We start from the raw sequence: 26,052 nt of genomic DNA, 5'->3' as shown, positions 1-26,052 counted from the left end.
CTGAGGGAATCAGATTCCCTCAGGGTTCCCCTCACGGACCGCACACCCCGCGTCCCAGGCCAGCGGCACCTTCGACCTGGGCGGACGCGGCTCGAACGCACCCGCAGCGCCGCCTTAAGTTCCTGGCATTGGGTGTGACGGCTGGAGCGTCGCGGGAACTGGCCGGTCGATCGCGTGGAGGGGATGGGTTTTTTGCCCGTTGAGCAGCGGCTGGCTTCCGGCTCTCTGCGCGGGCAACGGCCTAGGCCGCGGGCTCGGGTGATCGCGAGTCAGGCACGGCTTCCTGCCTGCTGAGCTCCGGGCGCGGGCTTCCGGCTCTCGTCGCGGTCGGGGGCGTCCGATACGGGTTTCGCTTCCTCAGCAGCAGACGCAGCATGCGGAGCACGGACTCGGTTTCCCCACTCGGGCAGCACGACCGACCGCCGAATACGAGGTGTCCGGAGCCGCTCCGCCGGGTAGCCGGGGACGGAGGACTCGACTGAGGAAGGAGCCCGTCATGGTGCACCCCGTGCCGCCTGGACCGGAGCCCGTCCCGTCGCCGCCGGAGCCGGTGCCGCCGTTTCCGCCGGAGCCCGCCCCGCCGCCTCGTCCCGGGCCGGGGCCGTTGCCGCCGCCGGAGCCGCCCGTCCCGCCTGAGCCGCGGTGACGGTGCAGCCAGCTCGGGCGCGGGGCCCGATTGCCGGGCGAGGCGACCGGGTACCTCCCGGGAAAGCGCCGCACGGGAACGGAGGCCGGTGATGGACGAAGCGGACCGGGCCGAACCGGGAGTCGTGGTCGGGGACGACGGATCCGACGGCGCCCGCCTGGCCGTCGACTGGGCGGCCGCCGAGGCGGAGGCGCTCGGGACCTGTCTCGTGCTCGTCCGGACGATGACGCTGCCGATGCCGAACGTGGACTTCGTGCCCGGCGTGATCACCCCGGTCGCGGGCGAGATCGTGGCCGATCAGTCCGTGGTGGACTACGCGGAGAAGGAACTGGCCGCTCTCGCCGCCGAGATCGGCCGGAAACGGCCGGGGCTGCCGGTGCGCACCCGGGTGCGGTTCGGCCGGGCGAGCTGGGAACTGGCGGACATCGGACGGCAGGCGGAGCTGATCGTGGTCGGCGCGTCCGGCCGCGGCGGGCTGCCCCGGCTGCTGCTCGGGTCGACCGCCTCGCAGGTGGTGCACACGGGCGCGCGTCCGGTCGTCGTGGTCCGTCCGTCGGGGAAGAAGACCGGGCGCGTGGTGGTCGGCGTGGACGGATCGCCGGCGAGCGTCGCGGCGGTGCGGTACGCGTACGACTTCGCCGACCGGCACGGATGCGCCTTGCACGCGGTGCACGTGTGGTCGGAACCGCCGGAGGACGTCTTCGGCCCGGCCCGCTCCGGCGGCGAGGGGCAGCAGACCCCGGAGGACGAGGGCGAACGGCTGCTCGCGGAATCGCTCACCGGTCTCGGCGAGCGGCATCCGGACGTCGTGGTGCGGCGGGAGGTCGCGCTCGGCAGCGTGGCCGAGGTGCTGCTGGACCACGCGGAATCGGCGACGCTGCTGGTGGTCGGCGGGCACGGTCGCGGTGCGTTGCGGGGTGCGTTCCTCGGTTCGGTGAGCCACGCGATGGCCTATCACGCACCGTGTCCGGTCGCGATTGTCCGGGAGGGCGTCGAGGAACACCCGGGCTAGCGCTGCAAGCTCCGCCGCACCAGCGCTGCCGCCAGCCGGGCCGAATCTTCGCCAGGCACCAGTTTCGCCAGACGTTCCGGATCGGTGGGCAGACCGGCTTTCTTCGCGCCGGCCAAGGCTTTTCGGTCGAAGTACGGACGCAGCCACGGCCACACCGCCTGTGCCTCGCGGCAAAAGATTTGCGCGCCGGTCGGGCCGATCCGGGGGAACTCGGCGACGAGCTTTTCCAGCCGTCGCGGGTCGCCGTCGGCGGCGTCGGCCATGCGGCGCAGGTCGTCGCGATACTGGTCGCGGATGAACTCGGCGCCTTCGCCGAGGTGGTGCGAAGTGCTTTCGTCGTACCGGACGTAGTGGGCGCGGCCGAGCGCGTCGACGCGTTGCTGCCACGTGGAATCGCGCATCGCGGCCGGGGACCGCCAGCCCGAACGGGAGAGTTCGCGCGCGGCGGCGACCGCGATGCCGGAGCTGATCCGCGTCGACAGCAGGGTGGCGAGAACCAGCAGCCGGTACAGCGGTTGCGGTTTGTCGGCCAGCTTGATCCCGGCTTCCTCGGCGAACGTCGTGCCGTGTTCGGCGAGGAGTTCGTCCACTCGGCGCATGCGGGCCGGTTTCCCGTTCGGGCGGAAGCAAAACTCAGCGCTGGTCAGGGAAAGGTTCCTTGGCGAACTCGACGCAGAGCCGCCAGCCGTCCGTGCCGGGAGCGGGTTCGGTCCAGGCGTCGAGCGTGTCGGTCAGCGCGCGCAGGATGTGCCAGCCGACCTCGTCCGGTCCGGGCGGGAACGCCCACGACGACGTGGTGGCGACGGTGACCGTCATCCGGCCGGCGCAGCGGAACGCGCATTCGAGAACCGCGCCGTCGTCCGCCCGGCGCGACTGCGCCGCGACCGCCTCGTCCACGGCCAGCCGGAGATCGGCGACCTCGTCGACGGTGAACTCCGCCGAGGCGGCGACGTCCTCGGCCACCAGCCGGGCCAGGAAGAGCAGTTCCCCGTGTGCCGGCAGACGCAGCTCGACCACGGGAGAAGCCGCGGTCAGCACGCCCGTCCGTCCGGGTCGCGTTGAACCATGCGTTGGGGGCTACCCCGTCCGCCGCCGCGCCAATCATCCCCGTCCGACGGCACCCGAACGGCCCGTTTCCGGCGCGGCACGGCGGGTAACCGGGGGATCGGAGCACGCAGGGAAAGGAGTACCCGGCATGAGCACCAACGCATACCTCTCGTTCCTCGCGATCGGGATCGCGCTGGTCCTGGTGGACGGCCAGATCATCTACCGCAGCGGCCGCCGTTACCTCGCGAACGCCTACGGGGACCCCGGAGCCGGCGCGTCGATGACCCGGCTGGTGACCGTGTTGTTCCACCTCGTGACCTTGGGCGTCCTGGCCCTGGTGTCGCTCGTCGACCTCGGCGGCAGCGACTTGCCGGGCGTGGTCGGCCGGGTGGGCGTGCTGCTGCTGATCCTGGCGTTGGCGCACGCGGCGACGCTGGGTGCGCTGGCGCGGATTCGCGGGGAGCAGGACGTGGCGGACGCGATCGCCCATCGCGACGAGCGGATCGCGCGGCGGTCGGAGACGGATCTGCAGGCTCCGACGGTGACGCCGGTGCCGGGTCAGGAGGGCCGGCATCCGGACGTGAGCCCGTCGCTGGAGCAGCGGTCGCCGTATACGGCCTAAGGGTTTGAACGGTGCGCTTCCGCGAGTACTGCGGAAGCGCACCGTTCTCTGCGTGCGGCTTGACTGTCTACAAGCGAGGGTCGACCGGCTCCGATTCCAAGGCCAGCACGGCGAAAACGCATTCGTGCACGCGCCACATCGGCTCGTCGCGGGCGAGGCGGTCCAAGGCTTCGAGGCCGAGCCCGTACTCCCGCAGCGCCAGCGATCGCTTGTGGCCGAGGCCTCGTTGCCGCAGCCGGGTCAGGTGCCGTTCCTCGGTGTAGTCGGGGCCGTAGATGATCCGCAGGTACTCCCGTCCACGGACCTTCAGCCCCGGCTGCACCAGCCCGCGCGAGCCGCGGACCAGGTTGGCGGCCGGTTTGACCACCATGCCCTCGCCGCCGTTCGCGGTGAGTTCGGTCCACCAGTCGACGGCCGCCGCGACTGAGGCGGGGTCGGTGGTGTTCACCGGCAAACGTCCCGTCGGAGCCAGGAAACCGCCGCTGCTCTCGACGAGCCGGTCGGCCAGTGCGAGGTGCCAATCGTGCGGCCGCTTGTGGTGGGCCTGGCCCGCCGACGCCAGCACCTGGAAGGGCGCGAAACGCACGCCGTCGAGGCCGTCGGTCGGCCAGCAATAGCGTCGGTACGACTCGGCGAACGCGTCCGCGTTGGTGGCGCGGGAACGCGTGCGCTCCAGCAACCCGGACACGTCGAGGCCGGACGCGTCGGCGGCGGCCAGTGCACTCACGGCAGCCGGGAGCGCCGAGCGGGCAGCAGCGCCGACCGCCGCGTACTGGTCGCGCAGCAATTGCTCGGCCTTCACGCTCCACGGCAGCAGTTCGCCGTCGAGCAGCAGCCAGTCCGAGCCGAGTTCGTCGAACAGACCGGCCTTGTCCGCAGCCGCGCGGATGCGGTCGACCGCTTGGGCCGTCAGCGTTTCGGGGAAGAAATGCCGTCCGGTCCGCGTCCACACCGCGCCGAGGGCGTCGCCGGGTGCGCCGAAGCGGGCCCGGGCCGCGTCGAGCGAGCGGCACACGAGGGCGACGGCGCGCGAACCCATGTGCTTTTCCTCGCACACCACCGAATCCACGCCCTCCGCGCGGAAATAGTCGAACGCCTGCGAAGGGTGTTCCAGCAGCCCGTCGGCCGTCGCGGTGGCGACCGGCGACATCGTCGGCGGCAGGTAGACCAGCCAGCGCGGGTCGATCGCGAACCGCGACATCACCTCCAAAGCCGCCGCGGCGTTCTCCTCGCGGACGCCGATCCGCTTCTGGTAGGCAGTCTCGATCACGCGGCGGCCCAGGACGTCGGTGACGTCGAGAACGCCCGGGTCGCGCCGTGCGACCGGCTCCGCGGCGGCCGGGTTGGCGGGGAACGGCTTGGCGGGCTCGTAATAGACCTCGGCCGCCGGGACGGAGACGATCTCCTTTTCCGGGTACCGCAAGGCCGTGAGCGTCCCGCCGAACACGCAACCGGTGTCCAGGCACAGGGTGTTGTTCACCCATTCCGCGGAGGGCACCGGGGTGTGGCCGTAGACGACCATCGCGCGGCCGCGGTACTCGTTCGCCCACGGATAACGCACGGGCAGGCCGAATTCGTCGGTCTCGCCGGTGCTCTGCCCGTACATGCAGAAGCTCCGCACCCGCCCGGACGCGCGGCCCTGGAAGCGTTCGGTGATCCCCGCGTGCGCGACGACCAGCTTGCCGTCGTCCAGGACGTAGTGGCTGATCAGGCCGTCCATGAATTCCTGTGCTTCGGCCCGGAATTCGGCCGTCTCCGCCGCGAGCTGCTCGATCGACTCCGCGAGCCCGTGGGTGACCTGCACGTTCCGGCCGCGCAGCGCACGCAGCAGCTTGTGCTCGTGGTTTCCGGTGACACAGAAGGCATTTCCCGCGCGGACCATGCCCATGACGAGCCGCAGCACGCCCGGTGTGTCCGGGCCGCGGTCGACGAGATCGCCGACGAACACCGCCCGTCGCTCCGGATGCCGCGCCCCGATCGCACGGCCCTCGTCGTCGCGCTCGACGGCATAGCCGAGTTCGCCGAGCAGCGCTTCAAGCTCTACGCGGCAGCCGTGGATGTCGCCGACGATGTCGAACGGTCCGGTCTCGTGCCGCAAGTCGTTGTACAGCGGGACGCGCGTGATCGTCGCCTCTGCGGTCTCCTCCGGCGTACGCAAGACGTGCACTGTCCGGAAGCCTTCCTTCTGCAGACTCCGCAACCCGCGGCGCAGCTGATCTCGCTGCCGCCGGACCACGTGCGCGCCGAAGGTCCGGTCCGGGCGCTCGGCGTTGCGCGCGACGCACAGTGATTCCGGCGGGTCCAAAACGATCGCCACCGGCAGGACGTCGTGTTCCTTCGCCAGCGCGACCAGCGATTTGCGAGACTCGGGCTGCACGTTGGTGGCGTCGATCACGGTCAGCCGTCCGGCGGCGAGCCGCTTGCCGACGATGTAGTGCAGGACGTCGAACGCGTCGTTGGTCGCCGACTGGTCGTTCTCGTCGTCGGACACCAGCCCGCGGCAGAAGTCCGACGAGATCACCTCGGTCGGCTTGAAATGCGCGCGGCCGAACGTCGATTTGCCGGACCCGCTCGCGCCGACGAGCACGACGAGGCACAGATCGGGGATCTCAAGGGTGCTCATGCCGCGTCTCCTTTCGTGAACAGGGCCAGCTGCGTCGCCGGACCGACCTCGGGGTCGTCGGAACCGACCGGCAGCATCCGCACGCCGTAGCCGTGACTGCTCGCGACCCGCTCCGCCCACGCGCGGAACTCGGCGCGCGTCCACTCGAAACGGTGGTCGCGGTGACGCAGCTTGCCCGCGGGCAGCGACTCGAAACGCACGTTGTACTCGCGGTTGGGCGTGGTCACGGTGACCGCACGCGGCGCGGCGAACTCGAACACCGTGCGCTCCAGCGCTTCGAGCCGCGGCGGGTCGACGTGCTCGACGACCTCCATCAGCACCGCCGCGTCGAGCCCGGCGAGCCGGTCGTCGCGGTAGGTGAGCGAGGACTGCAGCATTTCCAGCCTCGAACGCTCCATTTCGGACCTGCGCTCCAGCCGCAGCTTCCGCGCCGCGACCTGCAGCGCGCGAGCCGAGACGTCCGTGGCCACGATCCGCTCCACCGACTTCTCGGCCAGCAGGTCGCGCACCAGCGCGCCCTCGCCGCAGCCGAAGTCGCCGACCGAACGCGCTTGCAGCGACCGGAGGACGGCCATGATCGTGCCGCGCCGCTGCTCGGCCAACGGCACCGGACGATCCGGCGCTTCGAGGACCGCGGGCGCAGCGAGCGCGTTGTCGATTTCCTCGGGCTCGGAATCGTCCACTTCGGCCAGTCGCGTCAACGCAGCGGTCGTCAATGCCCGGCGATGCGCGAGGTAGCGGCGGGTGATCAGCTCCTTCTCGGGATGCCCGGCGAGCCAGTCGCCGCCGGCGCGCAGCAGCTTGTCGATCTCCTCTTCGCTGACCCAGTAATGCTTCGCGTTGTCGAGGACCGGAAGCAGCACGTAGACGTGGTTGAGCGCGTCGGACAGCCGGAACTCGCCGGTGAGCCGCAGGTCGACATAGCGTGAATCGCCCCACTGCGGGAACTGCGGATCCAGCGGAAGCACGGCGGCCTCGACCGTCCAGCCGAGGGGTTCGAACATCCGCCGCACCAGGTCGGCGCCGCCCGGACAGGCGGGCACCCGGATGTCGAGCGGGATCGCAGCGGCCGCCAGCTCCGGATGCGACTTGCACCGCCCGGCGAGCGCGGTGCGGAAAACTTCCTTGAGCGCCACGGAAAGCAGGCTCGACGCCGCGTAGGGACGGTCGTTGACGTACTGGCCGAGCGTGAACCCGTCGCCGGCACCGGTCTTGCCGCGCACCAGCGCCACTGGGTCGACCTCGAGCATGAGCGCGGCGGTGCACCGCTCGTCGGACGTCTCGGGGTAGAAGACGTGCGCTTGCCCGGCGGAAAGCTCGAACGACTGCACCCGGCCTGGGTGCTTGTGCAGCAGGTACCCCAGGTCGGACGCGGGCTGGTGGGTGGTGGTGACTGTCAGGAACACCAGGGGAGTATTCCGGATGCAATTCGTCCGTGTCGCGGGAGTTTCCGTGATGTGTCTTTGATGACGTCCAGCGCCGGTAACGATTCTCGAAACCGGAAAGATCTACCACCGAGCACGAGACGGGGAGTTCTTTCAGGCGGCAACGGTGCACTGCTTGTGCGGCTTACCCGAGCACTGTCGATTTCTTCGACGACCACGGCTGGTCCAGAACAAGGAAACACGATGAGCGACCAGGACTCCGCCGCACCGCGCACGGATCGCCGATACCGGCTGGCGACCGCGGCGGTCGTGCTGGCCGTCACAGCCATGCTGGGCGGTTCGGGCTGGTGGCTGTTCAGCGGACGCACTGTGGCCGGGTACGCGCTGCCGGACGGCGCGATCCCGATCGGCGACCGTGACGTCTGCGCCAACACCGTGACGGTCATGCTCCGCACCGATGCCGAGATGACGGCGGTCGCCCGGGCGCTGCGCGGCGATCCCCGGGTCCTGCGGTCCTACACCGAGACCAAGCAGGACGGCTACGTGAGGTTCCGGAAGATGTTCGCGAACGAGCCGGAGCTGCTCGAGTTGACGTCAGCCGATGCCCTGCCCGGTTCGGTGACCGTGGTGCCGAAGGACCAGACCGACACCGAGGGCATCGCCGAGCAGCTCCGCGTCCAGTTCCCCGAGGCCCGGAAAGTCAGCGACAACACGGAGCTCCGCAGCAGGATCACCGGCCCGGGCTATCGGGATCCGACGTGCCCGCCCAGCGGAGAACGCTCCCCCTGAGCAGCCGCGGGCTCCGGACGCTCCGCACACAGCCAATCACCGGGAATAAACTTCCCATTAACTGGGAAAAGCGGCTAGGAACCCGCCCGTCCGCGACGTAGCGTGCCCGCCATGACAAGCGCGGATGCCAACCGGAGAGCCGGGACCAGGGCGGCGCGGATCCTGGCGGTGTTCGCCGAGCGGGAGAGCGCCACGGCGGACGAGATCTCCGTCGGCACCGGGATCCCGTCCAGTGCCGTGTACCGCTACCTGACGACGTTCGTCGAGACGGGCCTCGTGCACCAGTCGCGCACCCGCGGCCGGTACTGCGCGGGCTCGCTCACCGTCCAGATGGCCGAGAACTACCGCCGCGAGGCGCTCGGCCAGGGCGGCGTCAAGCGGCGGCTCCGGCAGCTCGCCGCGGACACCGACGAGCTCGCCGCGTTCCTCATCGCGCGCGACAACGACGTGCTCTGCGTCGAAGCGGCCGAGGGGACCCGCGTCATCCGGTGCAGTTTCTCGCCGGGGCTGAGCAAGCCGCTCGTCTTCGGGGCGAGCGCGCAGGCGTTGCTGGCGCACCTGCCGGAGGACCGGGTCGCGGATTCGGCGAAGGCGCACGGGCTGAGCGGGGAGCAGGTCGCGAAGCTCGAAACCGAGCTGCGCCGGGTCCGGGACCAGGGCTTCGCGGAGAGCGTCGGCCAGGTCGACCCGGGGGTGTGGGGCGTGAGCGTGCCGGTGCTGGACCGGCACCGCAAGCTCGTCGGCGCGGTGAGCACGATGGCCCCGGATTTCCGCGTGCGCCCGCGCCGCGATTCCCTCGTCACGCTCACCCACGCCGCCGCGCAGGACATCAGCCGATTGCAGGAGCACGTGTGAGCACCAGGAAGTGGACCGGACGCGAGGACGGCAGCGGTCCGGAACACCGCCGATGGCACCACGCCGTCAACGAATTCTCCAGCGGCCCCGGGGTTTCGCTGATCGGGTTCGCCAGCGACGCCGGGGTCCGGCGCAACGGCGGACGGCCGGGAGCGCGAGGCGGACCGGAAGCGATCCGGCAGGCGCTGGCGTCGTTCGCGATCCGGCCGGAGTTCGTGCTCAGCGACGCGGGCGACGTCGTCGTCGAAGCCGACGAGCTGGAAGCGGGGCAGGAAAACCTCGGCGAGCTGGTCGCGAAGCAGCTCAGCGACGGAAATCTCCCGCTGGTGCTCGGCGGCGGCCACGAAACGGCGTACGGCTCCTACCTGGGCCTCGCCCGCAGCGGCCTGCTGGACGGCCGCCGCCTCGGCATCCTCAACCTCGACGCGCATTTCGACCTGCGGACAGCCGACCGGGCGTCCTCGGGCACCCCGTTCCGGCAGATCGCCGCCGCGGAAGCCGAACGCGGCGCGGAATTCGCCTACGCCGTGGTCGGAATCAGCGAACCCGGCAACACCGCCGCGTTGTTCGAGACGGCCGCCGGGCTGAACGTCCGCCACCTCCTGGACGTCGACTGCCAGGAACGCCGTCTGGAAAGAGTTCTCGCCTTCGTCCGGGCCTTCGTCGCGGACGTCGACGCGCTGTACCTGTCGATCGACCTCGACGTGCTCCCCGCCGCGCAGGCGCCGGGCGTCAGCGCTCCCGCGACCCTCGGCGTACCCGCCGCGGTCGTCCTCGAGGTGTGCCGGCTGGTCGCGAGCGACCCGAAGCTCGCCCTCGCCGACCTCACCGAACTGAACCCCGTCTACGACGTCGACCACCGCACAGCCCGGATCGCGGCCCGCCTCGCGCACACGCTCGTGACGAGCCGTCCGGTCCCGGAAGGACACTGACCATGCCCCCTCAGCGAATCTGGCCGCGGCTCGGCGCCGTGCTGCTGGCCTGCCTGCTCGCGTTCCTGCCCGTGAGCGCGGCGAGCGCGGCCGAGCCGCAGGGCGGGAAGCTCGCCGCGCTGCGGTCCGGGCAGACCGCGCTCCGGGTCGGCACCGACGCCACGTTCCCGCCGTTCGAGTTCACCGACGCCAAGGGCGGCCAGCTCGGCTTCGACATCGACCTCGTCCGGGCGCTCGCGCAGCGCGCGGGCATCAAGAAGGTCGACTTCGTCCAGATGCCGTTCGGGAACATCGTCCCGGCGCTGCAGGCGAACCAGATCGACGTCGGCGCGTCGGCGATCTACATCAGCCCCGCGCGGGAGAAGGCCGTCGACTTCTCGGACATCTATTATCCGGGCGGGCTCGCGGTTTTCGTGTCCGACAAGGACAACTCGGTCACCTCGCTCAAGGATCTCGCCGGCAAGCGGGTCGCGGTCCAGGTGGGCACGAAGTCGGTCGACTGGCTCACCCAGCACCAGCCCGCCGCGCAGCTGATCACGGCGCAGACCAATGAGCAGATGTTCTCGTCGGTGAAGCTGGGCCAGGCGGACGCGGTCGTCACCGGGGCTCCCGCCGGGAAGTACTTCATCGCGCAGCAGGGCGGCCTCAAGCAGGTCGGCGACCGGCTGACCGAGGAGAACTACGGCTACGCCTTCCAGAAGGCCGACACCGAACTGCGGACCGCGTTCAACACCGCGCTCAAGCAGATGCGCGACGACGGCACTTACAAGCAGTCCACCGAAAAGTGGTTCGGCGCGGAGAGCACCGCTGCGAAGTCGGGCGGGCACTCGCTGTTCAACTTCTCCACCATCGTCGACTCCTCGGGACAGCTCTGGCAGGGCCTGCTGGTCAGCCTCCAGGTCATCCTGCTCGCGCTGGCGCTGAGCCTGCTGCTCGGCGCGCTCGGCGGATTCGCCAAGCTCAGCAAGATCGCGCCGGTCCGGTGGATCGGCAACGTCTACGTGTCGGTGATCCGCGGGACGCCGTTCGTGGTGCAGCTGTTCTTCATCTACTTCGGACTGCCGCAGCTCGGCCTGCAACTCCCGCCGATGACCGCGGGCATCATCTCGCTCGGGCTCTACAGCGGTTCGTACGTGACCGAGATCTTCCGCGGGGCCGTGCAGTCGATCGACCGCGGACAGCTGGAAGCGGCGCGGTCGTGCGGCATGTCGCAGGTGTCGGCGATGCGGCACGTGATCATCCCGCAGGCGTTCCTGCGGATGCTTCCGCCGCTGGGCAACGAATTCGTGTCGCTGACGAAGAACTCGGCGCTGGTCTCCTTCGTGACCATCCACGAGCTGTTCCTGGTCGGGCAGACCATCATCTCCCGCACCTTCGACGCGCTGACCGTGTACCTGTTCATCGGCCTGCTGTATTACCTGCTCACCAACCTGATCAGCGGCACCACGCGCACCCTCGAGAAGAAGATGGCGGTGTACATCTGATGGCACTGTTGGAAGTTCACGGCCTCGCCAAGTCCTACGGGGACGTCCAGGTACTCGACGGGATCGACTTCGCGATCGAACCCGGTCAGGTCGTCGCGGTGATCGGGCCCAGCGGCGGCGGGAAGTCCACCTTCCTGCGCTGCCTCAACCTCCTGGAGACCCCGACGTCGGGCCGCGTCTCGTTCGACGGCGAGGAACTGACCGGGCGCGGCGTCGATCTTGACCGGCTGCGGTCCCGGATGGGCATGGTGTTCCAGCACTTCAACCTGTTCCCGAACATGACAGTGCTGCGCAATGTCGTGCTGCCACAGATGAACGTGCTCAAACGGTCCAAAGAGGAGGCCGAGGCGAAGGCGCGCGCCTTGCTGGAACGCGTCGGCATGCTCGACCGCGCCGGCGCGTACCCGAACCGGTTGTCCGGCGGGCAGAAACAGCGCGTCGCGATCGTCCGCGCGGCCGCGATGGACCCGAAGCTGATGCTCTTCGACGAACCGACCTCGGCGCTGGATCCCGAGGTGGTGCAGGACGTCCTCGACATCATGTCCGAGCTCGCCAAGGACGGCATGACGATGCTCGTGGTCACCCACGAGATGGGGTTCGCCCGCAAGGTCGCCGACCGCGTGGTCTTCGTCGACGGCGGGAAGATCGCCGCCGACCTGCCGCCTGCCGAGTTCTTCTCCGCGGGCAACGCGAATCCGCGCGCCCAGGCCTTCCTGGAAAAGGTGCTCTGACCGACGCGTGCTCGCGGGCCGCTTGACGCCCGCGAGCACGCCGCTTAATCTTGCTTCCTCAGACAGGCACAGACGAAGAGCCACTGTCAGCGGTCTTCGTCGTGTCTGTTTTTTGTATGCCGGGATCGCTGACAGCCAGCGCAGAAAGTTGGCGGTCCATGAGTTCACCCACGGTCGCAACGCCGCGATCGATCGCGAATGTTTCGCAGGTCACCGCGCTGATCAACACGTTGTCGAAGTTGCCGCGCAAGGCGAACCTGCTGTGGTACCTGGTCCTGGGCGGGCTGTTCCTCGACGCCTACTCGAACGCCGCGCTCGGCGCCGGTCTCGCGCCGATGACCAAGGAACTGGGGCTCAGCGCGGGCCAGGTCGGCCTGCTCACCGCGACCGCGCCCGCGGTCGCCATCCTGTTCAACCCGGCGGGCGGCTGGCTGGCCGCGCGGATCGGCCGGGTCAAACCGCTGATCGCGGCGAAAGCGATCGCCGGGCTCGGCGCGGTGCTCACCGCGACCGGCGGCAGTTTCGAGGCGGTCTGGGCCGGTCGCGCGCTGGTCGGCGTCGCCTACGGCATCGACTTCGCGGTCGCGATGGCGCTGCTCGCCGAGTACACCCCCGCGAAGCTGCGCGGACGGCTGAACCTGTGGCAGTCCGTCTGGTACGTCGCCACCACGGTGAACCTCGCGCTGACGCTGCTTTTCTACCAAGCCGGCGTTTCGGTGGAGATCTGGCGCTGGTCGGTGGGTTCGGCCGGGGTCTTCGCGCTCGCGCTGCTGGTGCTGCAGATCGCGTTCCTCGCCGAAAGCCCGTCCTGGCTCGCGTCCAAGGGCCGCCTGGCCGAAGCGGCGCGCAGCCTGCGCCGGATCTACGGTTTCGACGTGGAGCCGGGAACGGCCAGCGGCGCCGACGCCGCGGCCGAGGAGCGCAAGATCGGGTTCCGGCACGCGGGCGTGCTGTTCCGGAAGCCGTACCTGCAGCGCACCTTCCTGTCCACGGCGATCTCGCTGACCCAGGCGATGCAGTACTTCGCGATCGGCTGGTACCTGCCGGTGATCAGCCTCGCGATCTTCGGCAACGAATTCGAGACGGCCACGCTCGGGTCGATGGTGTTCAACGTCGCCGGGATCGTCGGCGGCGCGCTGTCGGCGTGGTTCGGCCGGAAGATCGGGCTGCGGGTCAGCTCGGCGGTCGGCTACGCCTTCGCGTTCGCCATCCTGCTGGTGATGGGGCTGGGCTTCGGGAAGCTGCCGATCGCGATCGGGTTCCTGCTGCCGTTCCTGTTCATCTTCTTCCATTCCGCCGGCCCCGGCGCGAACGGCAAGTCGATCGCGGCGCTGTCCTACCGCAGCGACGTGCGCACCCTCGGCACCGGCGTGACCGGCATGCTCGGCAGCTTCGGCAGCGTCATCGGGCTGTACGTGTTCCCGCAGATCAAGGAGGCGATCGGCCTCGGCCCGACGATCGCGCTGCTCGCCGCGGTGCCCGCGCTCGGCCTGGTGTCCTGCCTGGTCGTGCGCTGGGACCCGACCCGCAGCGGCGTCGACCCGGACGACGAGGAGATCTCGCTGCCGGGGAGGACGGCGTGACGCGGCGCGGAATCCTGGCGGTCGACGAGGGTTCGACCGGCACGCGGGCAGCGGTGGTCGGCGAGGACGGGATGTCCGGCCCGTCGTTCTACACCGCCGTCGACGTCGTCCATCCGGAACCGTCGCGGGTGGAGCAGGACGCGGCGCAACTGCTGGAGCGCACCGTCGACGTCGCCCGTCAGGCGATCGCGTGGGCGGGGGAGAACGGCGTCGAGATCGTCGGGATGTCGGTGTGCACGCAGCGCGCGACCGCGATCCTGTGGGACCGCGTGACCGGGCGGCCGCTGGCTCCGGCCGTGGTATGGCAGGACACCCGGTACGCGGACGAGCTGGCGAAGCTCGCTCCGGAGTGGGATCCGGTGCTGTGGGAGCGGACCGGCCGCCCGGTCGGCACCCGCGCGCCGTTCCTCTGGGCGGCGCGGCAGCTCGACCAGCTCGACGTGCCCGCCGACCGCGTGCTGTTCGGTTCGGTCGACACCTGGCTCGTGTGGCATCTCAGCGGACGCACCAGGTATGTCATGTCGGCGACCAACGCCGTCGCGTTCGGCGGGTACCGGCTGCGCGAGCACGCGTGGGACCGGGAATGGCTGGCCGCACTGGGTTTCCCGGCCGAGCTGGCCCCGCCGCCGGTCGACGACGACGGCGATTTCGGGCACACCGACCCGGCTCTGCTCGGCATCGAGGTGCCGATCGCCGCGGTGATGGGCGACCAGCACGCCTCGCTGATCGCGCTCGGCGCGCTGACCCCGGGCCAGGGCACCTGCGTGCACGGCACCGGCACGTTCGTCGGCGCGCTGGCCGGGGACGAACCGCCGGACGGGCTCGGCGAGGTCGACGGCGTGCTGTGCCTCGTCGGCTGGCGCAGCGCGGGACACAGCCGGTTCAGCCTGGAGGCCTACACCTCCACCACCGGTTCCGCCTTGCGGTGGCTCACCGAGGATCTCGGGCTTTTCCGGTCCGCCGCCGAGATCAGCGAACTCGCGGCGACCCAGCCGGGCAGCACGTCGACCTGGTTCGTGCCGACGCTGGCCGGGCTGCGCACTCCGGTGCAGCGACCCGGTGCGCGCGGATTGCTGACCGGGCTGAGCCTGGCCACCACCCGCGACGTGGTGGCGCGGGCGGTGCTCGACGGGATCGCGCACGCGGTGAGCGACACCGTCGACGCGCTGCGGACGACGATGAACCGGCCGGTGACCCGCCTGCGTGCCGGCGGCGGATTGGCCGCCAGCGACGTCCTGCTGCAAAGCCAAGCCGATTTCGCCGGAGTCGAGATCGAGCGAGTGGCCGATTCGGCGACCGCCAGCCTGCGGGGCGCCGCGTATCTCGCGGGCGTCCGGCTCGGCGTGTGGCCGTCGTTGGCCGAAGCCGTTGCGAACCTGGGGAACGGCGAGGTCTTCGAGCCTCGGCTGCCCGAGGACGAACGGCGCGAACTGCGTGCCCGCTGGCAGAGCGTGCTCGCGGCTTCGCTGTCCTGACCGTCCTCTGTGGACGCTTTCAACTGTTGAGTGGAGAGACAAGCTCATGTTCACACTGCCGTCCCGACGGCCGAACGCCGTCGCCGCGAGGGCGACCCTGTCCGCGCCGTTGCGGCTGGACCGCCGCACCGCGCTGACCGACCTCGAAACCGGCACGTTCGACGTGCTGGTGATCGGCGGCGGCGTCACCGGCGCCTACACCGCGCTCGACGCCGCCTCCCGCGGCCTCAAAGTGGCGCTGGTGGAGCGCGACGACTTCGCGTCCGGAACCTCGTCGAAGTCGTCCAAAATGGTGCACGGCGGGCTGCGCTACATCGAGCAGGGCAACCTCGACCTGGTCCGGCATTCGCTGCTGGAACGGCAGCGGTTCCGCCGCAACGCCCCGCATCTGGTGCAGCGGCTGCCTTTCCTGTTCCCGATCCTGGCCAAGGACGGTGTTTTCGACGCGCGCATCGCCAAGGCGTTCGAGAGTCTCTTGTGGACCTACGACCTCGCGGGCGGCTGGCGGATCGGCAAGCTGCACCAGCGGTTGACCGTGGACGAGGTGCTCGCGCACGCGCCGACGTTGCGCGCGGAAAACCTCAAGGGCGGGCTGATGTATTACGACAGCCGCGCTGACGACGCACGGCTGACGCTGGCGATCGTCCGCAGTGCCGCCCGGCTCGGCGCGGTGGTGGTCAACGGCGCCGAGGTGACCGGATTGCGCACCGCGGGCGGGCGGGTCACCGGCGCGACCGTGCAGGCTGACGGCGAGCAGATCGACATCCGGGCGCGCGTCGTGGTCAACGCGACCGGCGTGTGGGCGGACCGGGTCGAGGGCATGGCCGACAGCGGGCACCAGCCGCAGGTCCGTCCGGCCAAGGGCGTGCACATCGTGCTGCCGTGGTCGAAGATCCGCAACGACTGCACGGTCACCGTGCCGATCCCGGGCCGCGCGCGGCGGGCCACCTGCACGCGCTGGGGCGACGTCGTCGTGGTCGGCACCACCGACACCGACTACACCGGCTCGACCGACGACGTGCACTGCACCCGCGAGGAAATGGACTTCCTCCTCGAAGGCGCCCAGATCGCCTTCGACACCAAGCTCGACGCCAGCGACGTGCTGGGCAGCTACGCGGGCCTGCGTCCGCTCGTCGGCGGCAAGGAGGGCGCGACGCTGGACATGCGCCGCGACCACCACATCACCGTGTCCGCGGGCATGGTCACGGTGACCGGCGGCAAGCTCACCACGAGCAGGCACATGGGCGAGCTGGTCGTGGACAAGGCGCTCGGGCTGCTGGGCCGGAAAGCCAAGTGCCGCACCAAGAATCTGCCGCTGATCGGCGGCGCCGGATACGACGCGGAGGCGACGGCCGCGACCGGTGGCGTCGCCGCGCACCTCGGCGGCCGGTACGGCACCGAGGCGCGGTTCGTGAGCGCGCTGGTCGACGAGAACCCGGCGCTGGGGGAGCCGCTCATCGAGGGGCAGCCGTTCCTCAAGGCGGAGGTCGTGTTCGCGGCGCGCTCGGAGATGGCGCGTTCGGTGGACGACGTGCTGTCGCGGCGGACCCGGCTGCGGCTGTTCGCGCGGGACGCGTCGGTCGAGGCCGCTCCGCTCGTGGGCGATCTGCTCGGCGCGGAACTCGGCCTCAGTCCGGAAACCGTTGCGGCGCAAGTGGAGCAGTACCGGGCGGACGTCGCCCGGGAGAAGTCGATCCTGTTCGGAGACAACCTGTTGGGAGCCAACGCATGATCAGCCGTCAGACCGTCACGCACCCGTTCAACCGGGGCAATTACGTGGTCGGCGCGCCGACGCCGCCGCGCTGGGGCGGACGCACCGAACCGGGCAAGGGCGACGCGTCGCTGCAGACCGCCGCGGTCGCCGTGCCCGCCGCGCTGACCGAGGCGCTGCGCGAGCTGGCGGACGCGGTGCACACCGAACGCGACGAGGTCGTGCTGCGCACCCGCGACTGGTGGGCGGGCTCGATGATCGGCGAGACCACGGGCGCCCCGGCGACCCCGGACGCGGTGATCGCCGAGGTGAGCACCGTGGAGCAGATCCAGGCCGCGGTGCGGCTGTGCGCCGAGCACCGGGTGCCGCTGACTGTGTCGGCGGGCCGCAGCAACGTCACCGGGGCCGCGCTGCCGGTGTACGGCGGGGTCGTGCTGGATGTGTGCGGTCTCGACAAGATCGTGTCGTTCGACGCCGAATCGCAGATCGTCGAAGTGCAGGCGGGCATGTTCGGCGACCTGTTCGAGAAGGAACTGCAGGAGACGCACGGCGCGACCACCGGGCACTGGCCGTCCGCGTTCGCGATCTCCACCGTCGGCGGCTGGGTGGCCTGCCGCGGCGCGGGCCAGCTGTCCACCCGGTACGGGAAAATCGAGGACATGGTCGTCGGCCTCGACGTCGTCCTCGCCGACGGCACCCTGGCCCGCTTCGGCGACTACCCGCGCGCCGCGACCGGCCCCGACCTGCGGCAGCTGTTCGTCGGCTCGGAAGGCACGCTCGGCGTGATCACCGCGGTGCGGCTGCGCACGCACCCGCTGCCGACGTACTCGAAGGCCATCGCGTACGGCTTCGAGACCTTCGCCGCCGGGCTCGACGCCTGCCGCCGGATCATGCAGCGCGGCGCCACCCCGGCCGCGATGCGGCTGTACGACAAGCACGAGAGCGGCACGCACTTCGGGCAGCCGGACACCAACCTGCTGCTGATCGCCGACGAAGGCGACCCGGTGCTGGTCGACGCGATGATCCAGGTGAGCGCCGAGGAATGTGCCGCGACCGGGTCCGAATTGGACGGTCAGCCGGTGTTCGACCGCTGGCTGGACGAGCGGATGCTGGTCGGCAAGTCCGCCGACGGGTTCACGCCGGGTCCGGGCTTCGTCGCCGACACCCTCGAGATGGCCGGTGCGTGGTCCGCGCTTCCGGCGATCTACGACGAGGTGGTGGCCGCGATCCAGGCCGTGCCGGGGACTTTGGCGGCGTCGGCGCACCAGTCGCACGCTTACACCGACGGGGCCTGCCTGTACTTCTCGCTGCGCGGCGACGTGGAGCCGGAGAAGCGGCGGCACTGGTACCGGTCGGCGTGGGATGCCGCGAACGCGGTGCTGGTACGGCACGGGGCGGCGCTGAGCCACCACCACGGGTCGGGGCTGCTGCGCGGGCCGTACCTGGAGGATGCGCTCGGCAGCGGGTTCGGGACGTTCGTCGAGGTGAAGCGGGCGCTGGACCCGGCCGGGCTGCTGAACCCGGGGAAGCTCGGCTTGCCCACCGACCTGGGCCCGAACCCGCTGGACTCGGCCGGCTGAGCCGGGCTTGAGGTCCGTGAAGGACTCCTTGAGGGAATCTGATTCCCTCAAGGAGCCCTTCACGGACAGCGGCGGGAGTCCAGTGGGTTCGCGAGCTGACCGGCCGCGGCCGGCGGGGCTGTGCCGGTCCGTGGGGGCTACCCGCACGGAACCAGATTCCTTCAGGGTTCCCCTCACGGACCTTCGAGGCGGCGGGGACGGGGGAGCGGCAGCGGGCATGAAACGGTGGAGGCCATGAACGAGAAGATCACGGCGGCGTTCGAGGACGTCCCGGTGTGCGCGTCGGTCGTCGGCGTCGCGAAGGTGCCGGATTTCGTGGCCGCGGCGTCCCGGGTCGGGATCCTGGCGTCGGTTCCGGTCGGGCAGCTGCCGAAGATCGTGGCGGCGCTCGCCGGGCGGGACAAGCTCGTGTTCGTCAACATCGATTCGTGCCCCGGGCTCGCCACCGACCGCGCGGGCGTGGACTTCCTCCAGGAGATCGGGGCGGCCGGGGTGGTCAGCACCCGGGTCGCGCCGATCGAACGGGCGCGGGCGCTGTCGATGCTGACCATGCACAAGGTGTTCGTCACCGACCGCTCGAACCTCAACCGGAGCCTGGAGGCGGTCAAGCGCAGCGGGCCGGACCTGGTGGAGCTGATGCCCGCCCCGATCATCCCGTGGATGTCCGAGTCCGCGAGGGAAGTCATGTCGCCGTTCGTCGCGGCCGGTTTCGTCACTGACCGCGACGGGGTGGCGCATTCGTTGGCGATGGGCGCGGCGGCTGCCGCGTCCTCCGATCCGGGGCTGTGGTCGCTGACCCGGTCCCGGCTGCGTACAGGAGAAGAATGAGTTTCGTAGTGGTGGCCCGGTATGCAACCGCGGAACGGGACCGGGTCGTCGAACTGCTCGGCCCGATGGCGGAGGCGTCGCGGCGCGAGCCTGGATGCCTGCGGTACACCGTCCACACGGGAATCGAGGACGGCGTCGTGGTGATCGTCGAGGAGTACGACAGCGAGGCGGACTTCACCGCGCACTGCGCGTCGGAGCACTTCGCCCGGATCGTGCTCGGCGAGGTCGTGCCGCTGTTGTCCGACCGGCAAGTCACCCGCTGCGTCCCGGTCGGCGCGTGATGGAGGTCCGCGGCGCGGTCCTGCGCGAGGTCGGGAAACCGCTGGAGATCGAGACGCTGACGCTGGCCCCGCCCGGTCCCGGCGAACTGCTGGTGCGGGTGCGCGCGGCCGGGCTGTGCCATTCGGACCTGTCGGTCATCGACGGGTCGAGGCCGCGTCCGGTGCCGATGGTGCTCGGCCACGAGGCCGCCGGCGAGGTCGTCGAAGCGGGGCCGGGCAGCGACTTCCGGCCCGGCGAACACGTAGTCCTGACGTTCGTGCCCTCCTGCGGCGATTGCGCTCCGTGCACGGCCGGCCGCCCCGCGCTGTGCGGTCCCGCCGCGGTGGCCAACCGCGAGGGCACGCTGCTGGGCGGCGACGTCCGGTGGTCGTCGCCGGCCGGGAAACCGTTGCACCACCTCGGGGTTTCGGCGTTCGCCTCGCACGTGGTGGTGTCCGACCGGTCGGCGGTGCGGATCGACGAAGCCCTGCCGTTCGACATCGCGGCATTGTTCGGGTGCGCGGTTCTGACCGGCGCCGGAGCGGTGTTCAACGCGGCGGACGTGCGTCCCGGCGACAGTGTGGCCGTGTTCGGCCTCGGCGGAGTCGGCCTCTCCGCGCTGCTAGCCGCGAAGGCCGCGGGTGCCAGTACGCTGCTCGCGATCGATCCGGTCGCGAGCAAGCGGGAACTGGCGCGTTCGCTGGGCGCCACGGTGGTGAGTGACGTCGCGGAGATCCGCGAGCGGACCGGTGGCGGGGTGGATCACGCCGTCGACACCACCGGCGTGGTCGCCGCGCTGAGCCAGGCTTACGACGCGACCCGGCCCGGCGGGACCACCGTCACCGTGGGCCTGCCGGACCCGTCCGCCGGACTGACCCTGCCCGCGCAAAGCCTGGTAGCCGAGGAGAAAACCCTGCGGGGGAGTTACCTGGGTTCGTGCGTGCCGCGGCGGGATGTGCCCCGGTTCATCGCGCTGTACCAGGCGGGGTTGCTGCCGGTGGAGGCGTTGCTGACGCATTCGATCGCGCTGGACGAGATCAACGCCGGTTTCGCCCGGCTGCGGGACGGGGGCGCGGTCCGTCAGGTGATCACTTTCTGAACCGCGCCCCCTGCTCCGCTACGAGTTGCCGCGCAGCGAAGCGGTCGCGCTGGTCGCCGCCTCGATGGCGGTCTCGGCGGCCTGGGTGGACGAGTTGGCGTCGAGCTCGGTGAGCGATTCCTTGTTGAGCGCGTGCACGGCCCACTCGTAGGTGTGGTTCGTCGTGCACGGCCCCTGGTATCCGAAGAAGTTCGCGCTGCCGCGGTAGTAGGCCTGCCGTGACCCGGCAGGAACCGAGGGCTGGTACGCGTGGTCGACGTTCTGCGGCAGCTCGGCGGCGGTCGCCGGGATGTCGTAGATGACCCAGTGGATGATGCCGTTGTCGAGGTCGTGCATGACGATCGCGTAGCTCTTCGCCTGCTCCGGCGCTCCGGACCAGGCCAGCGGCGGCGACTCGTCCTTCTTCTCGGGGTCGCCGTCGCCGCTGCTGGCGCAGTCGTGGACCTTGGGGATCATCCCGCCGTCGGCGAAGGCGGTGCTGGAGAGCGCGAAAGCGGCGCGCCCCGGACTCGCCGACGCGGCGGCGGGGCTCGCGGCGCAGAGGACGAGCAGGGCGAAGAGAACGATTCTGGTGCGTCTCACTGGAAGCTCCCGAGGCGGCTGGTGGTCTCTTGTCCTTTCGTGGGAAGAGTGTGCGCCGCAATCGGCGAGGACCGGCACGCCAGCGGCAGGGAGTACCACGTTTCCCGCCAAGAGTGACATGCGGCGCGGCGGTAGGGTGCGAAAGTGAGCGAACCCCGGGGGAGGCTCGGCCGTCACGACCTGGCCGAGGTGGCGCGCGCGGCGTTCGGCGCCCGCGAATTGGTGTCGGCGGAACGATTGCGCGGCGGTTCGAAGAAGGGCGTCTACCGGCTGACGCTCGACGACCGCACGACCAGCGTCGCCTACGTCTGGAACGCTGACGAGGACTACTGGCCGGACGCGGCATCGCCCGACCACAGCGATCCCTTCGGGCACAGCACCGGCATCGGGTTGTTCGAGGCCGCGCACGCCGCGCTGTCCGGGGCTGGCGTCCGGGTGCCGCGGATCTTCCTGCTCGACCGCAGCAAAACCCTCCTCGCCGGTGACGTCGCGGTGGTCGAGGACGTGCGCGGCGGCACGCTGGAAACCCTCGGGGACCGCCCGCGCGTGCTGGCCCGCCTCGGCGACGCGGTCCGGTCCCTGCACCGCACCCGGCGTGCTCACTACGGCCGTCCGGGCGCCGATAAGCCTGTCTTGCCGGTGCAAGACGTTGTGCTGCGCCGCGCATTGGATCACCTCGCCCAGGCCGCCGCCCGGGTGCCGGAGATCGCGGCCGTCGAACACCTCCTCGCCTCGCTGCTCGGGGAACGGCACGCAGCAGTGGAGCCACGCACCGAGTACGGGTTGATCCACGGCGAACTAGGCCCTGACCATGTCCTCGTCGACGAGCACGACCAGCCGGTGCTCATCGACATCGAGGGCGCGATGTTCTTCGACGTCGAATGGGAACACGTTTTCCTGGAATTGCGCTTCGGCGAAAACTATCGCTATTTCCATGTTGCGAGCCTGGACGACCGCCGAATGCGGTTCTATCGCCTCGCGATGTATTTGTCCCTCGTCGCAGGCCCATTGCAGTTGCTCGACGGCGACTTCCCGCACCGGGAAGCGATGCTGGACATCGTGGACCAGAACGTCGTCCGCACTCTCGGCCAGCTTGGCTGACGGCGCAGACATTATTGTGGTGCCCCACAATCCGGCCTTCTCCCGCCCTTCGCGCAGGTATCGTAAGACGACCGGCCGATCCCGGTGACTTCCCGTCAGACGATCAAGCGGAGGACAGGTGCCGGTGGCGACCTCGGCCGCAGCCGCGCGCTCGTTCGACGGCGGCGAATGGTGGCATGCCGGCCGGGTCGCGGCCGGGCTGCTGATTCCCGGGCTGGCGCTGCTCGCGGCGGGCCGTCCGGACTTGATCATTTTCGCCGCGTTCGGTTCGTTCGCCGGGATGTACGGCCGGGCCGAGTCGCGCGCACTCCGCTTCCGGCACCAGCTCCAGGCGGGTGCGGTGCTCCTGAGCGGCGTCTCACTGGGTGTGCTGCTGTCCGCCTGTCACGCGCCGCCTTGGCTGCTGGTCGTCACCGAGGCCACGTTCTCGTTCGGCTGCGCCCTGGTGACGAATCGCCTCGACTTGAGCCCGCGCGGACCGTTCTTCGGCATCTTCGCGCTGGGCGCGATCGCGTTGGTGCCCGCCGGGCGGGTCGAACCGTGGGTCGGAATCGCCTTGTGCGCGGGCACAATCGCCGGTTGTGTCCTCATTGGACTGACCGGTCCGGAACGCCCGCCCACGCCGGGGACGCCCACGTGCGCCCCGGAATGCGGTGCCGCCTGCGCGGTCGTGCACGCCGCCCGGTACGCGCTGGCGATCGCCGCCGCGGGCGCGGTCGGTCTGCTGCTCGGTGTGGATCACGCGAACTGGGCGATGGCCTCGGCGGCGGTCCCGCTGGCAGCGGCGGACCCGCGCAGCCGGTTGCATCCCGGCCTGCGCAGCGTGCTGGACCGCAGCGCGCACCGGGTCGTCGGGACGCTCGCCGGACTGGTCGTCACGGCCTTGCTGCTCTTGCCGGGATTCGCGGCCGCGCCGCTGGCGTTGGCGGTGGTCGTGCTGCTGTTCCCGACGGAGCTGTTCATGTCCCGGCATTACGGGATCGCGCTGGGGTTCTTCACGCCGCTGATCCTGGTGATGACGGAACTGGCCGCCCCCGCCGCCCCCGCGACGCTGCTGACGGCGCGGGTGGCGGACACCCTGGTAGGCGTGGCGGCGGGCATCGGGGCGGCGGTGCTGGTCCGCGCCCCGTGCCGGACCGCGGTGCTCAGGCGGAGCGTTCGACCGTGACGTTGCTGTGTTCGCCGGTGGCGCACAACACGTTCATCTCCGGCCGCGCAGCTGCCCGCCACTCGGGCGCGGTGCTGGTCCGCGCCCCGTGCCGGACCACGGCGCTCAGGCGGAGCGTTCGACCGTGACCTTCAGATGTTTCATCAACGGCTGATCGCTCTGCGTGCTGTAATCACCAATGGCGCACAACACGTTCATCTCCGGCATATACCCCGCCGCGCACCCGCGCGGGATGTCGTACGGGATCGCCCGGTACCGCTGCACCGAACGTGTCGTCCCGTCCTTCGCCGTGGCCGTGATGTCCACCTCGTCGAACTCGCTCAGCCCCCGGTCCCGCATGTCCTCGGCGTTCAAAAACACCAGCGTGCGGAGGTTCTTGATGCCGCGATACCGATCGTCGTCCGAATAGATCGTCGTGTTCCACTGGTCGTGCGAGCGCATCGTGCCCAGCGCCAGCGTCCCGGCGGCGGGGACCACGTCCGGCAACTCCGCGGTGGAGAACTCGGCGCGTTCGGACGGCGTGTGGAAGACCCGTTCGCGCGCGGCCTGGTGGATGCGGAAGCCCAGAGGCTGCCGGACCCGCGTGTTGAAGTCCTCGAAACCGTCCAGCACCCGCGCCATCGTGTCGCGGATCCGGTCGTAGTCGCCGACGTAATCATCCCACGGCGTCGGGCTTTCCGGCAGCGTCGCGCTCGCCATCCCGGCGATGATCGCGGGCTCGGACAGCAGGTGCGGCGAGGCGGGCTTCTTCATGCCGGTGGACAGGTGGACCATGCTCATCGCGTCCTCGACGGACGTCGACTGCAGCCCGGCCGTCTGGAAGTCCTTTTCGGTCCGGCCCAGGCAGGGCAGGATCAGCGCCTGCTTGCCGTGTTCGAGGTGGCTGCGGTTGAGTTTGGTGCTGACCTGCACGGTCAGTTCGCACTTGCGCAGCCCGGCCGCGGTGTAGGGCGTGTCGGGCGCGGCGAGGGCGAAGTTGCCGCCCATGCCGACGAATACGCGCACGTCGCCGCGGTGCATCGCTTCGATCGTGCCGACCGTGTCGAGTCCGTGGTGGCGCGGCGGGTCGATGCCGCAGACCTCGGCGAGCTTGTCGAGGAACTCCGGCGCCGGGCGGTGGTCGATGCCGCAGGTGCGGTTGCCCTGCACGTTGCTGTGCCCGCGCACCGGCGACGGGCCGGTCCCGGGGCGGCCGATGTTTCCGCGCAGCAGCAACAGGTTCACGATCTCGCGGACGGTGTCGACGCCGTGTTCGTGCTGGGTCACGCCGAGGCACCAGCTGATGACCGACCGGTCGGCGTCGCGGTAGATCTTCGCCGCCGCGCGGATTTCGGACTCGGTCAGCCCGGACTGCCGCTCCAGTTCGGCCCAGGACGTGGTTTCGCAGACGACCCGGTACTTCTCGACGCCGCTGGTGTAGGTCTCCAGGAACTCCGAGTCGATTGCCCCGGGATCGGTCTCGGCCATCTCGAGCAGGGCTTTCGCCATGCCGCGGATGAACGCCAGGTCGCCGCCGATGCGCGGCTGGAGGTTGAGCGTGGACGTCGGGGTCGCCTGGAAGGTCGCCATCCGGACGAAGTCGTGCGGGATGATCGTGCGCGTGGCCCCGGCCTCGACCAGCGGGTTGACGTGCACGATCTGCGCGCCGCGCCGGTGCGCTTCGGCGAGCGCGGTGAGCATCCGGGGCGCGTTCGACGCCGCGTTCACGCCCATGATGAACAGCGCGTCGGCGGCCTCCCAGTCGTGGATGTCCGCGGTGCCCTTGCCGGTGCCGAGGGCGGCCTGCAGCGCGCGGCCGCTCGCCTCGTGGCACATGTTCGAGCAGTCCGGCAGGTTGTTCGTGCCGAACTCCCGCGCCCACAGCTGGTACAGGAAAGTCGCCTCGTTGCCGAGCCGTCCGGAGGTGTAGAACGCCGCCTGGTCCGGGGAGTCGAGACCGCGCAGCGTCGCGCCGACCAGCTCGAACGCCTTGGCCCACGAGATCGGCACGTACCGGTCGGTCTTCTCGTCGTAGCGCAGCGGCTCGGTGAGCCTGCCCTGCGCCTCGAGCGCGGTGTCGCTCCAGCCGTCCAGTTCGGACACGGTGTGCGCGGCGAAGAATTCCGCGCCGACGCGTTTCCGCGTCATCTCCCAGGTGACGTGCTTGATCCCGTTTTCGCAAATGTCGAGATGCAGGCCCTTGGTGTCGTCCGGCCACGCGCAGCCCGGGCAGTCGAAGCCGCCGTTCTCGTGGTTCATCTTCACGATCGCGCGCGGTCCGGCGACGAGTTCCCGTTCCCGGACGAGGAACTGCGTCACGCTTTTCGCCGCGCCCCAGCCCGCGGCCGGGTGGTGGTATGGCTTGAACTCCGGCTGACCCTCGCGCTGCTCGTCCACCGTAACCCTCTCGACCGCGTCTGTGCTTCCCTGTCGATTCAAGCACGACGGCCCGCTCCGGGCATCCGGGCGGGGAATGCGAACAGGCTTATTGTGGAGCGCGACAAACATTTCTGTGCCGGTCCACAAAATGCGCGGGAAAACGGAGAACGTTTCCCCGGG

The 26,052-nt window shown here is 70.3% G+C and carries 22 protein-coding genes; 16 read left to right on the top strand and 6 right to left on the bottom strand.

Annotated features, from left to right (window positions below):
• Positions 1–737 precede the first annotated feature (737 nt).
• On the top strand, positions 738–1,658 hold the full coding sequence (locus tag EIZ44_RS18945; protein ID WP_205669838.1) for a universal stress protein: 921 nt from the start codon (positions 738–740) through the stop codon (positions 1,656–1,658).
• Here the strand turns inward: EIZ44_RS18945 and EIZ44_RS18940 are convergent.
• Both EIZ44_RS18940 and EIZ44_RS18935 read right to left on the bottom strand, forming a co-directional pair.
• Positions 1,655–2,257: a hypothetical protein gene (locus EIZ44_RS18940; RefSeq protein ID WP_043840090.1), complete on the bottom strand. Its 603-nt coding sequence runs from the start codon at positions 2,255–2,257 to the stop codon at positions 1,655–1,657. The two genes, EIZ44_RS18945 and EIZ44_RS18940, sit on opposite strands and share 4 nt — an antisense overlap.
• A 34-nt stretch (positions 2,258–2,291) precedes the next feature.
• Positions 2,292–2,675, bottom strand: coding sequence for an ATP-binding protein (locus EIZ44_RS18935; protein WP_134730142.1), 384 nt, complete (start codon positions 2,673–2,675; stop codon positions 2,292–2,294).
• A gap of 178 nt (positions 2,676–2,853) precedes the next feature.
• On the opposite strand from EIZ44_RS18935, the gene EIZ44_RS18930 reads away from it, so the two are divergent.
• On the top strand, positions 2,854–3,327 hold the full coding sequence (locus EIZ44_RS18930) for a hypothetical protein (RefSeq protein WP_043840088.1): 474 nt from the start codon (positions 2,854–2,856) through the stop codon (positions 3,325–3,327).
• Positions 3,328–3,394: 67 nt separating this feature from the next.
• Here EIZ44_RS18930 and EIZ44_RS18925 read toward each other — a convergent pair whose 3' ends face one another.
• Positions 3,395–5,950, bottom strand: coding sequence for a polynucleotide kinase-phosphatase (locus EIZ44_RS18925; RefSeq protein WP_134730140.1), 2,556 nt, complete (start codon positions 5,948–5,950; stop codon positions 3,395–3,397).
• Positions 5,947–7,356 carry a 3' terminal RNA ribose 2'-O-methyltransferase Hen1 gene (locus EIZ44_RS18920; RefSeq protein ID WP_167754196.1) on the bottom strand — a complete coding sequence of 470 codons (1,410 nt, stop codon included), beginning with the start codon at positions 7,354–7,356 and terminating at the stop codon, positions 5,947–5,949. Before EIZ44_RS18920 ends, EIZ44_RS18925 begins: the two co-directional genes overlap by 4 nt.
• 222 nt (positions 7,357–7,578) lie before the next feature.
• Between EIZ44_RS18920 and EIZ44_RS44765 the strand changes: the two genes are divergently transcribed.
• From EIZ44_RS44765 to EIZ44_RS18860, 12 genes are all read left to right on the top strand, one after another.
• Positions 7,579–8,124, top strand: coding sequence for a permease-like cell division protein FtsX (locus EIZ44_RS44765; protein WP_167754195.1), 546 nt, complete (start codon positions 7,579–7,581; stop codon positions 8,122–8,124).
• A gap of 111 nt (positions 8,125–8,235) precedes the next feature.
• Positions 8,236–8,979 carry an IclR family transcriptional regulator gene (locus EIZ44_RS18910; RefSeq protein ID WP_134730137.1) on the top strand — a complete coding sequence of 248 codons (744 nt, stop codon included), beginning with the start codon at positions 8,236–8,238 and terminating at the stop codon, positions 8,977–8,979.
• Positions 8,976–9,911 (top strand): formimidoylglutamase, encoded by a 936-nt coding sequence (gene hutG, locus EIZ44_RS18905; RefSeq protein ID WP_134730135.1) that lies wholly within the window; start codon positions 8,976–8,978, stop codon positions 9,909–9,911. The genes EIZ44_RS18910 and hutG overlap by 4 nt, the downstream gene beginning before the upstream one ends.
• 2 nt (positions 9,912–9,913) lie before the next feature.
• Positions 9,914–11,395, top strand: coding sequence for an ABC transporter substrate-binding protein/permease (locus EIZ44_RS18900; protein WP_134730133.1), 1,482 nt, complete (start codon positions 9,914–9,916; stop codon positions 11,393–11,395).
• The gene (locus tag EIZ44_RS18895; RefSeq protein ID WP_134730131.1) at positions 11,395–12,126 is read left to right on the top strand and encodes an amino acid ABC transporter ATP-binding protein; all 732 of its coding nucleotides are present in this window, start codon (positions 11,395–11,397) and stop codon (positions 12,124–12,126) included. The genes EIZ44_RS18900 and EIZ44_RS18895 overlap by 1 nt, the downstream gene beginning before the upstream one ends.
• A gap of 158 nt (positions 12,127–12,284) precedes the next feature.
• On the top strand, positions 12,285–13,709 hold the full coding sequence (locus EIZ44_RS18890) for an MFS transporter (RefSeq protein WP_037812936.1): 1,425 nt from the start codon (positions 12,285–12,287) through the stop codon (positions 13,707–13,709).
• Positions 13,706–15,184: an FGGY family carbohydrate kinase gene (locus tag EIZ44_RS18885; RefSeq protein ID WP_134730129.1), complete on the top strand. Its 1,479-nt coding sequence runs from the start codon at positions 13,706–13,708 to the stop codon at positions 15,182–15,184. The genes EIZ44_RS18890 and EIZ44_RS18885 overlap by 4 nt, the downstream gene beginning before the upstream one ends.
• Before the next feature lie 46 nt (positions 15,185–15,230).
• The gene (locus EIZ44_RS18880) at positions 15,231–16,916 is read left to right on the top strand and encodes a glycerol-3-phosphate dehydrogenase/oxidase (protein ID WP_134730127.1); all 1,686 of its coding nucleotides are present in this window, start codon (positions 15,231–15,233) and stop codon (positions 16,914–16,916) included.
• Positions 16,913–18,475 carry an FAD-binding oxidoreductase gene (locus EIZ44_RS18875; RefSeq protein ID WP_134730125.1) on the top strand — a complete coding sequence of 521 codons (1,563 nt, stop codon included), beginning with the start codon at positions 16,913–16,915 and terminating at the stop codon, positions 18,473–18,475. Before EIZ44_RS18880 ends, EIZ44_RS18875 begins: the two co-directional genes overlap by 4 nt.
• 234 nt (positions 18,476–18,709) lie before the next feature.
• Positions 18,710–19,303 (top strand): glycerol-3-phosphate responsive antiterminator, encoded by a 594-nt coding sequence (locus EIZ44_RS18870; RefSeq protein ID WP_134662227.1) that lies wholly within the window; start codon positions 18,710–18,712, stop codon positions 19,301–19,303.
• A complete protein-coding gene (locus EIZ44_RS18865; RefSeq protein WP_134662226.1) occupies positions 19,300–19,584 on the top strand; it encodes a putative quinol monooxygenase in 285 nt (94 codons plus the stop codon). Before EIZ44_RS18870 ends, EIZ44_RS18865 begins: the two co-directional genes overlap by 4 nt.
• Positions 19,584–20,663: a zinc-binding dehydrogenase gene (locus EIZ44_RS18860; RefSeq protein ID WP_134662452.1), complete on the top strand. Its 1,080-nt coding sequence runs from the start codon at positions 19,584–19,586 to the stop codon at positions 20,661–20,663. Before EIZ44_RS18865 ends, EIZ44_RS18860 begins: the two co-directional genes overlap by 1 nt.
• Before the next feature lie 18 nt (positions 20,664–20,681).
• On the opposite strand, the gene EIZ44_RS18855 is transcribed toward EIZ44_RS18860, so the two are convergent.
• Entirely contained in the window at positions 20,682–21,245 is a 564-nt protein-coding gene (locus EIZ44_RS18855; protein WP_240691346.1) for a YbhB/YbcL family Raf kinase inhibitor-like protein, read from the bottom strand.
• A 144-nt stretch (positions 21,246–21,389) separates the two neighbouring features.
• On the opposite strand from EIZ44_RS18855, the gene EIZ44_RS18850 reads away from it, so the two are divergent.
• Together EIZ44_RS18850 and EIZ44_RS18845 are read left to right on the top strand one after the other, a co-directional pair.
• Entirely contained in the window at positions 21,390–22,346 is a 957-nt protein-coding gene (locus EIZ44_RS18850; protein WP_134730123.1) for a phosphotransferase family protein, read from the top strand.
• Between the two features lie 118 nt (positions 22,347–22,464).
• Positions 22,465–23,514, top strand: coding sequence for an FUSC family protein (locus tag EIZ44_RS18845; protein WP_134730121.1), 1,050 nt, complete (start codon positions 22,465–22,467; stop codon positions 23,512–23,514).
• 105 nt (positions 23,515–23,619) lie between these two features.
• Here EIZ44_RS18845 and EIZ44_RS18840 read toward each other — a convergent pair whose 3' ends face one another.
• On the bottom strand, positions 23,620–25,890 hold the full coding sequence (locus tag EIZ44_RS18840; protein WP_134730119.1) for an FdhF/YdeP family oxidoreductase: 2,271 nt from the start codon (positions 25,888–25,890) through the stop codon (positions 23,620–23,622).
• Between the last annotated feature and the right edge of the window lie 162 nt (positions 25,891–26,052).

It is taken from the genome of Amycolatopsis nivea (assembly GCF_004522235.1).
Taxonomy (GTDB): domain Bacteria; phylum Actinomycetota; class Actinomycetes; order Mycobacteriales; family Pseudonocardiaceae; genus Amycolatopsis; species Amycolatopsis nivea.
Note: the sequence above shows the minus strand (reverse complement) of the source record. Positions and strands in the feature narration are given on the sequence as shown.